The sequence below is a fragment of the Glycomyces halotolerans genome (assembly GCF_054779575.1).
Window position 1 is genome coordinate 116,819 of sequence record NZ_BAAGXZ010000005.1, and the last position, 11,573, is coordinate 128,391.

Annotated in this window: 11 protein-coding genes; 8 read left to right on the forward strand and 3 right to left on the reverse strand. The window is 69.1% G+C overall.

From position 1 onward, the window contains the following. From ACYVL2_RS06720 to nuoN, 8 genes are read left to right on the forward strand one after another with little or no spacing between them, the layout of a single operon-like run. Complete coding sequence (locus tag ACYVL2_RS06720; protein WP_460541506.1) at positions 1–2,451, forward strand: NADH-quinone oxidoreductase subunit G; 2,451 nt, start codon at positions 1–3, stop codon at positions 2,449–2,451. Next, positions 2,448–3,779 (forward strand): complex I subunit 1/NuoH family protein, encoded by a 1,332-nt coding sequence (nuoH, locus tag ACYVL2_RS06725; protein ID WP_460541508.1) that lies wholly within the window; start codon positions 2,448–2,450, stop codon positions 3,777–3,779. The genes ACYVL2_RS06720 and nuoH overlap by 4 nt, the downstream gene beginning before the upstream one ends. Next, positions 3,780–4,334, forward strand: a complete 555-nt coding sequence (gene nuoI / locus ACYVL2_RS06730; protein WP_460541510.1) for a NuoI/complex I 23 kDa subunit family protein — start codon at positions 3,780–3,782, stop codon at positions 4,332–4,334. Beyond that, a complete protein-coding gene (locus ACYVL2_RS06735) occupies positions 4,331–5,098 on the forward strand; it encodes an NADH-quinone oxidoreductase subunit J (protein ID WP_460541512.1) in 768 nt (255 codons plus the stop codon). The genes nuoI and ACYVL2_RS06735 overlap by 4 nt, the downstream gene beginning before the upstream one ends. Before the next feature lie 5 nt (positions 5,099–5,103). Further along, positions 5,104–5,403, forward strand: a complete 300-nt coding sequence (nuoK, locus tag ACYVL2_RS06740; protein ID WP_460541514.1) for an NADH-quinone/ubiquinone oxidoreductase subunit 4L family protein — start codon at positions 5,104–5,106, stop codon at positions 5,401–5,403. 10 nt (positions 5,404–5,413) lie between these two features. After that, positions 5,414–7,315 (forward strand): NADH-quinone oxidoreductase subunit L, encoded by a 1,902-nt coding sequence (gene nuoL / locus ACYVL2_RS06745; RefSeq protein WP_460541516.1) that lies wholly within the window; start codon positions 5,414–5,416, stop codon positions 7,313–7,315. After that, positions 7,312–8,853 (forward strand): complex I subunit 4 family protein, encoded by a 1,542-nt coding sequence (locus ACYVL2_RS06750; RefSeq protein WP_460541518.1) that lies wholly within the window; start codon positions 7,312–7,314, stop codon positions 8,851–8,853. Before nuoL ends, ACYVL2_RS06750 begins: the two co-directional genes overlap by 4 nt. Beyond that, positions 8,846–10,384, forward strand: a complete 1,539-nt coding sequence (gene nuoN, locus ACYVL2_RS06755; protein WP_460541520.1) for an NADH-quinone oxidoreductase subunit N — start codon at positions 8,846–8,848, stop codon at positions 10,382–10,384. Before ACYVL2_RS06750 ends, nuoN begins: the two co-directional genes overlap by 8 nt. A 60-nt stretch (positions 10,385–10,444) precedes the next feature. Here nuoN and ACYVL2_RS06760 read toward each other — a convergent pair whose 3' ends face one another. Genes ACYVL2_RS06760 through ACYVL2_RS06770 form a run of 3 tightly spaced genes read right to left on the reverse strand, consistent with a single transcriptional unit; the run spans position 10,445 to position 11,557 of the window. Further along, positions 10,445–10,765 (reverse strand): type II toxin-antitoxin system PemK/MazF family toxin, encoded by a 321-nt coding sequence (locus ACYVL2_RS06760; protein WP_460541522.1) that lies wholly within the window; start codon positions 10,763–10,765, stop codon positions 10,445–10,447. Then, positions 10,762–10,989: a hypothetical protein gene (locus ACYVL2_RS06765; RefSeq protein ID WP_460541524.1), complete on the reverse strand. Its 228-nt coding sequence runs from the start codon at positions 10,987–10,989 to the stop codon at positions 10,762–10,764. The genes ACYVL2_RS06760 and ACYVL2_RS06765 overlap by 4 nt, the downstream gene beginning before the upstream one ends. 4 nt (positions 10,990–10,993) lie before the next feature. Next, positions 10,994–11,557 carry a hypothetical protein gene (locus ACYVL2_RS06770; RefSeq protein WP_460541526.1) on the reverse strand — a complete coding sequence of 188 codons (564 nt, stop codon included), beginning with the start codon at positions 11,555–11,557 and terminating at the stop codon, positions 10,994–10,996. Between the last annotated feature and the right edge of the window lie 16 nt (positions 11,558–11,573).

Consider the following 11,573-nt stretch of genomic DNA (forward strand, 5'->3'; position numbering starts at 1 on the left):
ATGACTGAGCAGGTCACGTTCACCATCGACGGCCTCGAGATCACCGTCCCCAAGGGCACACTGGTCATCCGCGCCGCCGAGCAACTCGGCATCGAGATCCCCCGGTTCTGCGACCACCCGCTGCTCGAGCCGGCCGGGGCCTGCAGGCAGTGCCTGGTCGAGGTCCCCGACATGGGCAACGGCCGCGGCATGCCCAAACCCGCCGCCTCGTGCACCATCACCGCGATGGAGGGCATGGTCGTCAAGACCCAGCACTCCAGCGAAGTCGCCCGCGATGCCCAAGAGGGGATCATGGAGTTCCTCCTGATCAACCACCCCCTCGACTGCCCCGTGTGCGACAAGGGCGGCGAATGCCCCCTGCAGAACCAGGCGATGAGCACCGGCCGCACGGAGACGCGCATGGAGGCCGCCGAGAAGCGCACCTACAAGAAGGCGCTGCCGATCTCCTCTCAGGTCATGCTCGACCGGGAACGCTGCGTCCTGTGCGCCCGCTGCACCCGCTTCTCCGACCAGATCGCCGGCGACCCGTTCATCGAACTGATGGAGCGGTCCGCGCTCGAACAGGTCGGCGTCTACGAAGACGAGCCGTTCGAGTCCTACTTCTCCGGCAACACCGTCCAGATCTGCCCGGTCGGGGCCCTCACCGGCACCCAGTACCGGTTCCGCTCCCGCCCGTTCGACCTCGTCTCCAGCCCCAGCGTCTGCGAGCACTGCTCGGCCGGCTGCTCCCAGCGCTCCGACCACCGGCGCGGCAAGGTCCTGCGCCGCCTCGCCGGCAACGACCCGGCCGTCAACGAGGAATGGAACTGCGACAAGGGCCGCTGGGCGATGTCCTACATCGACTCCGCTGACCGGATCACCAAACCGATGATCCGCGAAGCCGACGGGAGCCTGCGCGAAGCGACCTGGCCCGAGGCGCTGCGCCGCGCCGCGAAGGGCCTGACCGAGGCCACCGGCGGCGTCGGCGTCCTCCCCGGCGGGCGACTCACCGTCGAAGACGCCTACGCCTACTCCAAGTTCGCCCGCGTCGCCCTCGGCACCAACGACATCGACTTCCGCTCCCGGCCGCACTCGACCGAGGAGTCCGAATTCCTCGCCCACGCCGTCGCCGGCGTCTACCCCTCCTCCGGCGCGGTCACCTACGAAGACCTCGAGAAAGCGCCCGCGGTCCTCATCGCCGGACTCGAAGTCGAAGAGGAATGCCCCATCGCGTTCCTGCGCCTGCGCAAAGCCGTCCAAGCCTCCGGCCAGCGCGTCCACGTCCTCGCCCCGTTCGCCACCCGCGGCACCGCGAAACTCGACGCGAACCTCATCGAGGGCCTGCCCGGCGAAGAGGCCGAACTCCTCGACTCCTGGCGGTCCGGCGGCGTCGTCCACGACGCGATGAGCGAAGAGGGCGCGGTCATCCTCCTCGGCGAGCGCCTCGCGACCGTCGAAGGGGCCTTCAGCGCCGCCGTGCGACTGGCGAAGGCCACCGGCGCGCGCCTCGCCTGGATCCCCAGGCGCGCCGGCGACCGCGGCGCGGTCGAGACCGGATGCCTGCCCGGGCTCCTGCCCGGCGGCGGATCGGCGAACTACGCCGACGACCGCGCCCAGCTCGCCGAGTACTGGGGCGTCGACGCCCTCCCCGGCGGCGACGGCCGCCACGCCTGGCAGATACTGCAGGCCGCCGCCGACGGCGAACTCGACGCCCTCCTCATCGGCGGCGTCGACCCGTACGACTTCGCCGACGCGCCCGCCGTCGAAGCCGCGCTCTACGCGGCCCGATTCGTCGTCTCCCTCGAACTGCGGCACTCGGCGGTCACCCGCGTCGCCGACGTCGTCCTCCCGGTCGCGCCGGTCAGCGACAAGGCCGGCGCCTACTTCGACTGGGAGGGCCGACTGCGGACGTTCGACGCGGTACTGGACTCGGAGCTGATGAGCGACCACCGGGTCCTCGACGTCCTCGCCCGCGCCATGGGGCACCAGCTCGGCCTCGCCGACACCCGCGAAGTCCGCGGCGAACTCGCCGGGCTGCCCGACCCGATCACCCGGCAGCCCGCCCCCGACTGGCAGGCCGACCGGCCCGCCGCCGCCGGTGAAGGGAAAGCGGTCCTGGCGACCTGGCGGCAGCTGCTCGACGGCGGATCCCTCCAGGAGAACAACCCGCACCTCGCCGGCTGCGCGCCCGACCCGGTCGTGCGGCTGTCGGCCGCCACCGCCAAATCCATCGGCGCGACCGAAGGCGGCGGCGTCACCGTGTCGACCTCCATCGGCGGGATCACCCTCCCGCTGGCCACCACCGACATGCCCGAAGGCGTGGTGTGGCTGCCGACCAACGCGCCCGGCCGCGGCATCTTCCGCCACCTGGGCGCGCACGCCGGCGACGTCGTCGCCATCCGCGCCTACCCGACCGCGCCGCGGCCCGCAGCCGGCGGCGCCGACGCCGACATGGAGGCGGTCAAACGATGAACGATCCGTTCTGGCTCATGGCGATCAAGGGCGTCGGCCTGTTCGTCGTGCTGGTCCTGCTGGTGCTGTTCACCATCTGGTTCGAACGCCGCGCGGTCGCGATCATGCAGGTGCGGCCCGGCCCCAACCGCAACGGGCCCTTCGGGCTCCTGCAGTCCCTCGCCGACGGCCTCAAACTCGCGTTCAAAGAGGACATCATGCCGCGCACCGCCGACAAGGTGGTGTTCATCGCCGCGCCCGTCATCGCGGTGACCTGCGCGTTCACCGCCTTCGCGGTCATCCCCTTCGGACCCGAGGTCACCCTGTTCGGCCGCGAGACGCTCCTGCAGCTCACCGACTTCGAAGTCAGCGTCCTGCTCATCCTCGCCTGCTCCGCCCTCGGCGTGTACGGCATCGTCCTCGCCGGCTGGTCCTCGGGCTCCTCGTACGCCCTGCTCGGCGCGCTCCGCGCCGCCGCGCAGGTCATCTCCTACGAGATCGCCCTCGGCCTGGCCGTCTTGGCCGTGTTCTTCCAATCCCGGCTGCTCTCCACCGGCGGCATCGTCGACGCCCAACGCGGCGGCATCCCGATGAGCATCGGCGGCTTCGAGGCGACCCTCCCGGGCTGGTACTTCCTCATCCTCGCCCCCAGCTTCATCGTCTTCGTCATCGCCATGGTCGGCGAGACCAACCGGGCCCCGTTCGACCTGCCCGAAGCCGAATCCGAACTCGTCGCCGGCTTCGCGACCGAATACTCCAGCCTCAAATACGCCTCCTTCTTCCTCGCCGAATACGTCAACATGGTCACCATGTCCGCCCTGTGCGTGACCCTGTTCCTCGGCGGATGGGCCGCGCCCTTCCCCAACTCCTGGTGGCCCGAGGCCAACGAAGGCTGGCTCCCGCTGGTCTGGTTCTTCGGCAAGGTCCTGGCGTTCCTGTTCTTCTACGTCTGGCTCCGCGGCACCCTCCCGCGGTTCCGCTACGACCAGTTCATGAACCTCGGCTGGAAGGTCCTCGTCCCGATCAGCCTCGTCTGGCTGCTGGTCCTGGCCGCCATGAACATCGGCCTCGACGCCGACAACGAACTGCCCACCCGCATCGCCTACGCCGCGGGCGCCGCGATCGTGGTCATGGCCCTGATCTTCTTCTGGCCGAGCAGGAAACCCTACGAACCGCCGACCGAACCCGACACCGGGCTCGGCGGCTACCCCGTACCGCCGATCGACCTCGCCGTCCCGCCCAGCCCGCGCGGACTCACCGAACTCGAACGGCACGACCACGAACCCGCCACCACCGCGACCGAGCCGGGCGACGGCTCGCCAGCGTCGCCGACCGGTAAGGAGGACTAGATGTCCACGGCCAAAGGCTTCGGCGTCACCTTCCGCCACATGTTCAAACCCAAGGTGACGGTCAAGTACCCCGAGGAACCGCCGAAGGTCCAGCCGCGCTACCACGGCCGGCACGTCCTCAACCGCCACCCCGACGGCCTCGAGAAGTGCATCGGCTGCGAACTGTGCGCCTGGGCGTGCCCCGCCGACGCCATCTACGTCGAAGGCGCCGAGAACACCGAGACCGAGCGGTACTCGCCCGGCGAGCGGTACGCCAAGACCTACCAGATCAACTACGCCCGCTGCATCTTCTGCGGACTGTGCATCGAAGCGTGCCCCACCCGCTCGCTCACCATGAGCAACGAGTACGAACTCGCCCGCGACGACCGGCGCGACCTCATCTTCACCAAGGAAGAACTCCTCGCCCCCCTCAAAGAGGGCATGGAGCAGCCGCCGCACCCCATGCGCATGGGCGAGTCCGAGAAGGACTACTACGAGTCCGGACCGACCACGCCCGGCGACAGCGCCGGCGCCGAATTCTCCCTCACCGAGATGCTGCAGAGGAGGGACCAGTGATCACCGACCTCGCCCAAGCCGCCTCCACCGGCGAAGCGGTCGCCTTCTGGATCCTCGCGCCGCTCGCCCTCGCCGGCGCCATCGGCCTCGTGATGGCACGATCGGCCGTCCACGCCGCCCTCATGCTCGCCCTCACCATGATCTGCCTGGCCGTCTTCTACATCTTGCAGTCGGCCCCGTTCCTCGGCTTCGTGCAGATCATGGTCTACACCGGCGCGATCATGATGCTGTTCCTGTTCGTGCTCATGCTCTTCGGACGAGACGCGCGCGACTCCATGTTCGAGACCCTCCGCGGCCAGCGGTTCTTCGCCATCGCGCTCGGCATCGGCCTCGCCGGCCTCCTGGCCGCCGGCATGGCCCACGCCGTCACCGGCCTCACCATCGCCGGCTCACCGCCGACCGCCACCGGCGCGGCCGGCGACTCCAACGTCGCCGCGATCGCCGAAAGCCTCTTCACCACCTACGTGTTCCCCTTCGAAGTGGTCTCCGGCGTCCTCACCGTCGCCGCCGTCGGCGCGCTCATGCTCGCCCACGTCGCCCGCAAAGGCGAAGCCCGCGGCCAGAAAGAGGCCAGCCGCGAACGGTTCGCCCCCGGCAACTACCCCGGCCCCAAACCCGGGCCCGGCGTGTTCGCCACCTCCGACTCGACCGCGACCCCCGCGCTCCTGCCGGACGGCACCACCGCCGCCGAGAGCCTCTCCGAGCACGTGCCGCCGCGGCAGCTGTCGGCCGCCGAATCCGCCCCCAAGCACACCGAAGGGTAGGAACGATGAGCCCGGAGTACTACCTCATCCTCGCCGCCGCGCTGTTCAGCATCGGCGCCATCGGGGTCCTGGTACGGCGCAACGCCATCGTCGTGTTCATGTGCGTCGAGCTCATGCTCAACGCCGGCAACCTGACCCTGGTCACCTTCGCCCGCACCACCGGCACCATCGACGGCCAGGTCATGGCGTTCTTCGTCATGGCCGTAGCCGCCGCCGAAGTCGTCGTCGGACTCGCGATCATCATGGCGATCTTCCGCTCCCGACGCTCGGCCTCGGTCGACGACGCCAATCTCCTGAAGGCCTAGTGAGGACTCAGTGGACGAGATAACGTACGCGCCCGCCACCGGACTGCTCTCCTTGACGTGGCTGCTCATCGCCCTGCCCGCCGCCGGCGCGGCCCTGCTGCTGCTCACCGGCCGACGATCCGACCGATGGGGTCACTGGGTCGGCGCCGGCACCGTCGGCGCCGCCTTCGCGCTCGCGCTGGCCATGTTCGCCACCATGGCGGGCCGGGACGACAAGAGCGCCGCGGTCGACCTGTTCACCATCATCGCCGTCGGCGACACCGAGATCGCAGCGAGCCTCCTGCTCGACCCGCTCAGCGCGGTCTTCACGCTCCTGATCACCGGCGTCGGCTTCCTCATCCACGTCTACGCCGTCGGCTACATGGCCGACGACCCCGGACGCAGGAAGTTCTTCGGCTACTTCAACCTGTTCGTCGCCGCGATGCTCATCCTCGTCCTCGGCGGCAACTACTTCATGACCTTCATCGGCTGGGAGGGAGTCGGCCTCGCCTCCTACCTGCTCATCGCGTTCTGGCAGATGAAGCCGTCGGCCGCCACCGCCGGCAAGAAGGCGTTCCTGACCAACCGCGTCGCCGACGTCGGCTTCCTGCTGGCCATGTTCGTCATGATCGGCGCGATCGGCAGCCTCGACTTCGCCGACGTCTTCAACGGCGCCGCGGAACTCTCCTCCGGAGCGAGCCTCGCGATCGGCCTGCTCCTGCTGGCCGCCGCCTGCGGCAAATCCGGCCAATGGCCGTTCCAGACCTGGCTGCCGGACGCGATGGAGGGCCCCACGCCCGTGTCGGCGCTCATCCACGCCGCCACCATGGTCACCGCCGGCGTCTACCTCATCGCCCGCTCCAACCCGATCTTCAACCTCAACGAGACCGTCCAGACCGCAGTGGTCGCCGTCGGCGCGCTCACGCTCCTGTTCGGCGCGATCGTCGGCTGCGCCAAAGACGACATCAAACGCGTCCTCGCCTGGTCCACGGTCTCCCAGATCGGCTACATGTTCCTCGCCGTCGGCCTCGGCGGCGGCGCCTACGCGCTCGGCATCATCCACCTGCTCGCCCACGGCTTCTTCAAAGCCGGGCTCTTCCTCGGCTCCGGCTCGGTCATGCACGCCATGAACGACCAGACCGACATCCGCCGATTCGGCGGCCTGTGGCGGGTCATGCCGTGGACGTACGCGACCTTCGCCGCCGGATGGGTCGCCATCATCGGACTGTTCCCCTTCAGCGGGTACTTCTCCAAAGACCCGATCATCGCCGCCGCGTTCGCCCGCGAAGGCTGGGAGGGCTGGGTCGCCGGAGGCGCCGCCCTCCTCGGCGCCGCGCTCACCGCGTTCTACATGACGCGCCTGTTCGTCCTCACCTTCCACGGCCCCAAGCGGTGGACCGACGACGTCCACCCGCACGAGTCCCCGGCGATCATGACCGGCCCGCTCGTGCTGCTCGGCCTCGGCTCACTGGCCGCCGGCGGCCTCATGGCCTCCCCGGTGACCGAATGGCTCACCCCGGTCTTCGGCGCGCACGAAGAACCCCACGGCCACCTCAGCCACATGCAGGTGACGATCGCGACCACCGCGGTCGTGATCGCCGGCGCCGCGCTCGCCTGGATCCTGTTCCGAGGCGGCACCGACCCGGCCCCGCGCGCCGCGGCCTGGCCGGTCCGCGTCGCCCGAGCCGACCTCGGCGGCGAAGCGGTCAACCGGGGCCTGTTCGAAGCCCCCGGACGGTTCGCCGCCAACGCGTCGGTCGCCGTCGACTCCCGCGGCGTCGACGGCGTCGTCAACGGCCTCTCGGCCGCAGTCGGCGGCACCTCGAGCCGCCTGCTGCGACTCCAGACCGGCTTCGTCCGCTCCTATGCCCTGTCCATATTGTCCGGCGCCGTCATCGTGGTGGCCGCGCTCATGGTGGTGGTCATCCAATGAACGAGTTCCCCCTGCTGTCGGCCCTGGTCGTCGTGCCCCTGATCGGAGCGGTCATCGTCGCCTCCGTCCGGCGCGAACAGGCCGCCATCGCCAAATGGACGGCCCTGGGCTTCTCCGGGGCGGTCGCGGTCATCACCGCGATCGTCGCGCTCAGCTTCGACTACGGCTCGGGCGCCGAATGGCTCCAGCTCACCGAGTCCTACACCTGGATCGCGGCCTGGGACCTCAACCTCTCCTGGGGCGTGGACGGCATCGCGCTGCTCATGGTCGCGCTCACCGCCGGACTCACCCCCATCGCGATGCTCGCCGCCTGGAGGGACCTCGACGCCGTCCAACGGTCGGTGCCGACGTTCTTCGCGCTCATCCTCGCGCTCGAAGCGGCGATGCTGGCGACCTTCCTCGCCTCCAACGTGCTGCTGTTCTACTTCTTCTTCGAAGCGATGCTGGTCCCGATGTACTTCCTCATCGGCTCCTACGGGTCCGGGCCCCGGCGGCAGTACGCGGCGGTCAAGTTCTTCCTCTACTCGCTGCTCGGCGGCCTGTTCATGCTCGTCGCCGTCATCGGCCTGTGGGTCGCGAACGGCGGCGTGTTCGACTGGCAGACCCTCGTCGAAACCGAACCGATGGCCTCGGGGACCCTCCAGAACTGGCTGTTCCTCGGCTTCTTCGTCGCCTTCGCGATCAAGGCCCCGTTCTTCCCGTTCCACACCTGGCTGCCGGACGCCGGCGGCGCCGCGCCCGCCGCGATCGCCGCGCTCCTGGTCGGCGTCATGGACAAGATCGGCACCTTCGCGATCCTGCGCTACTGCCTGCCGCTGTTCCCCGACGCGACCCGCACGTTCGCGCCGTGGATCATCGCCATGAGCGTGGTCGGCATCATCTACGCCGCCCTGGTCGCCATCGGCCAGACCGACCTCAAACGCCTGGTCGCCTACACCTCGATCGCCCACTTCGGCTTCATCGGCGTCGGCATCTTCGCCTTCACCTCCGCCTCGGCCACCGGCGCGATCCTCTACATGTTCAACCACGGCCTGGCCACCGGGCTGCTGTTCATCGTCGTCGGCATGCTCGCGCTGCGCCGCGGATCGGGCGCCATCGCCGACTACGGCGGAGCGGCCAAGACCCTGCCGCTGCTCGCGGGCGTGTTCCTCTTCGCCGGACTCGCCTCCCTGTCGCTGCCGGGCACGGCCCCGTTCATCTCCGAGTTCCTGGTCCTGCTCGGCACCTTCTCCGCCAACGAACCGGTCGCCGTCGTCGCCACCCTCGGCATCATCCTCGCCGCCGCATACGTGCTGTGGATGTACCAGCGGACGATGCAAGGCGACCGCAACCCGGCCCTCGACCAGCTGCCGGCGATGAAACGCGACCTCACCGTCCGCGAGAAGGCCCTGGTCGCGCCGCTGGTCATCGCGATCATCGGCTTCGGCTTCTACCCGCAGCCCCTGATCGACGCGATCGAACCGTCAGTGGACCACACCCTCGAGTTCGTCCAAGACGAGCCCGCCGAAGTACCTGCCGCCGGAGATACCAATGAGTGAGATCGAAATTGACTGGGCAGGCTTGGCGCCCATGATCGTCGTCTTCGCAGCGGCCTTCGCGGGCCTGCTGCTCGAGGCCACGGTCCCCAAGTCCAGGCGCCTGCCGATCCAAGTGGGCCTCACCGTCCTCGCGCTCGCCGGCGCGTTCATCGCCGTGGTCCTGAACGCCGGGAAGAACCAGACGGCCTTCTCCCTCGGCGACACCGCGATCGGCGCGGTCGCCCTCGACGGGCCCGGACTGTTCCTCCAAGGCGCGATCGTGCTCCTGGCGCTGGTCGCCGTCCTGCTGCTGGCCGAGCAGCGCACCACCGCCGGCGGCGACTTCGTCGCCGAAGCCGCCGTGGTCGCCGACTCGCCGGCCGACATCGCCCAGCGCCGCGAACCCGGAGCGACCGAGGTCTTCCCGCTGACCCTGTTCGCCGTCGGCGGCATGATGATGTTCGTCGTCGCCGGCGACCTGCTCACCATGTTCGTGGCCCTGGAGATGCTGAGCCTCCCGCTCTACCTGCTGTGCGGCATGGCCAAACGCCGTCGCCTCATCTCGCAGGAAGCGGCCCTCAAGTACTTCCTGCTGGGCGCGTTCGCGTCGGCGTTCTTCGTCTACGGCATGGCGATGCTCTACGGCTTCGCCGGCACGATCGACCTGGCCGGCATCAACCAGGCCGGCGTCAGCTCGAACGAGCCGCGGATCCTGCTCTACATCGGCGTCGGCATGATCGCGGTCGCCCTGCTGTTCAAGGCCGCCGCGGTCCCGTTCCACATGTGGACCCCCGACGTCTACACCGGCGCCCCCACGCCGGTCACCGCATTGATGGCCGCCTGCGTGAAGGCCGCCGCCTTCGGCGGCCTCCTGCGGGTCTTCAACGTCGCCCTGGAGTCCTCCGCATGGGACTGGCACATGATCCTCATGATCATCGCCGTCGCGACGATGCTCGGCGGCGCGATCTTCGCGGTCACCCAGCGGAACATCAAGCGCCTGCTGGCCTACAGCTCCATCGCCAACGCCGGCTACCTCCTCATCGGCGTGATCGCCCTCGGCGAGGCCGTCGGTCAGACGATGTTCTACCTGGTCGCCTACGGCTTCACGGTGATCGCCGCGTTCGCGGTCGTCAGCCTGGTCCGGGACGGCGACGACGAGGCCACCGACCTGTCCCGCTGGGCCGGGCTCGGCAAGAACTCGCCGGGAATGGCGGTGATCTTCACGATCCTGATGCTGGCCCTCGCCGGCATCCCGTTCACCAGCGGCTTCACCGCCAAGTTCAGCCTCTTCAGCGCCGGTCTCCAAGCCGGCGAGGTCGGCCTGGTCGTCGTCGGAGTGGTCTCCTCGGCGATCCTGGCCTTCCCGTATCTGCGGGTCGTGGTCCTGCTCTGGCTCAACGAACCGGCCCCCGACGCCCCCACGGTCAACCTCCCGAGCCCGATGGCCGGGACCGTGGTCGCCGCCGGAGTGGTCGCCACGGTACTGCTCGGCGTGGCGCCGGGCTTCCTGCTGGAGGTCGTGAGCGAAGCGAGCACCTTCCTCGGCACTTGAGCCGAAGCGAGCACTCGAGGGGCGCCGGGCAAGCCCGGCGCCCCTCGAGTTCGGTCGATCTCAGAACAGCGCGAGTTTCAACAGCAGCGCTTGATCGAGCGCCTCCTGCTCATCGGGGTCCAGCCCGCCTTTGCATTCACCTAGCCTGCCCTGGTCGAACGAGTAGATCTGATCGGTGAGGATCCTCGACTTCGTGCCGAGGAACTCGACCTCGGGCCGATACACCGCTTCGCCGGCTACCGTTGACGTCATGGCCACAGTCACAGTGCTGCAGGCGAACTGGTCGGATTGAATCACCACGCCGTATCGGGCACCGCGCAGCTCGCGGCCGGAGGCTCCTCGAGCGGGCTTGACCTCGTAGACGGCTCCGCGGAAGATCACTCGCCGACGCCCATGTACCGCTGAATCGCCAGCATCTCGGCCCGGTCGTCAGGGTCTTCTGCGAGCCGTTCGGCGTCGGCCCTCGCCTGCTTGATCAGTTCCTCGCGATAGGTACGCAACAAGGCGTACCGCACCGCTTCGGTGCGTGAGCGGCCGGAGGATTCGGTCAACGCGCGGATGGCCTCTTCCATCGCTCCATCGGTGCGCACATTCAAAGTCGACATGGCGTCATCGTATTACAACTTGTAATACAGTGTTGGCGCCGGCGGGTTCGCGGTCCTCGGCTCGTGCCTGTTCGGGGATCGCCACCCTCGGCGGCGCGAACCAGGTTCTGGCCGCGCGGCTCGACAGGCACAGCAGGATCCCCGTCGGCATCGCGGCGCACACGGCGAGCATCGTCCCCGCGCTGATGAAGAACTCCGGGCCGTCCGGGAAGGTCGCCACGTAGGCGCGCGCCACGATCCAGATGTACATGCCCAGCGGAATGAACGCCAGCGCGTACCAGGCGGCCACCACGGCGGCCGGGTCCCGGCGCCCGAGCCCGATCGCGATCACCGGCAGGGAGAGCGTCACGCCCAGTGCCGTGAGGGCCAGGATCCACCGTTCGGCGCCGCCGCCGCCCACCACGTCGAACATGGTCTCGTCGTTCGAGGAGGTCGTGATCGCCGTGGTGAGGAAGTTCAGGCCCAGCAGGTAGAGGGCGGCGATGGTCGTGAACTGCACCCAGATGAGGGCCTGGGCCGCTCGAACGGTGTTCGGTTTGGCGGGGGGCCGGGAAGGGCTGGCTTGCACGGTGTTCTGCTCCTCG

Excerpts from the sequence above, each read along its gene's own strand:
- ACYVL2_RS06720 (WP_460541506.1), top strand. The coding sequence starts at position 1 with ATGACTGAGCAGGTCACGTTCACCATCGACGGCCTCGAGATCACCGTC.
- nuoH (WP_460541508.1), top strand. The coding sequence starts at position 2,448 with ATGAACGATCCGTTCTGGCTCATGGCGATCAAGGGCGTCGGCCTGTTC.
- nuoI (WP_460541510.1), top strand. The coding sequence starts at position 3,780 with ATGTCCACGGCCAAAGGCTTCGGCGTCACCTTCCGCCACATGTTCAAA.
- nuoK (WP_460541514.1), top strand. The coding sequence starts at position 5,104 with ATGAGCCCGGAGTACTACCTCATCCTCGCCGCCGCGCTGTTCAGCATC.
- ACYVL2_RS06750 (WP_460541518.1), top strand. The coding sequence starts at position 7,312 with ATGAACGAGTTCCCCCTGCTGTCGGCCCTGGTCGTCGTGCCCCTGATC.
- nuoN (WP_460541520.1), top strand. The coding sequence starts at position 8,846 with ATGAGTGAGATCGAAATTGACTGGGCAGGCTTGGCGCCCATGATCGTC.
- ACYVL2_RS06765 (WP_460541524.1), bottom strand. The coding sequence starts at position 10,989 with ATGTCGACTTTGAATGTGCGCACCGATGGAGCGATGGAAGAGGCCATC.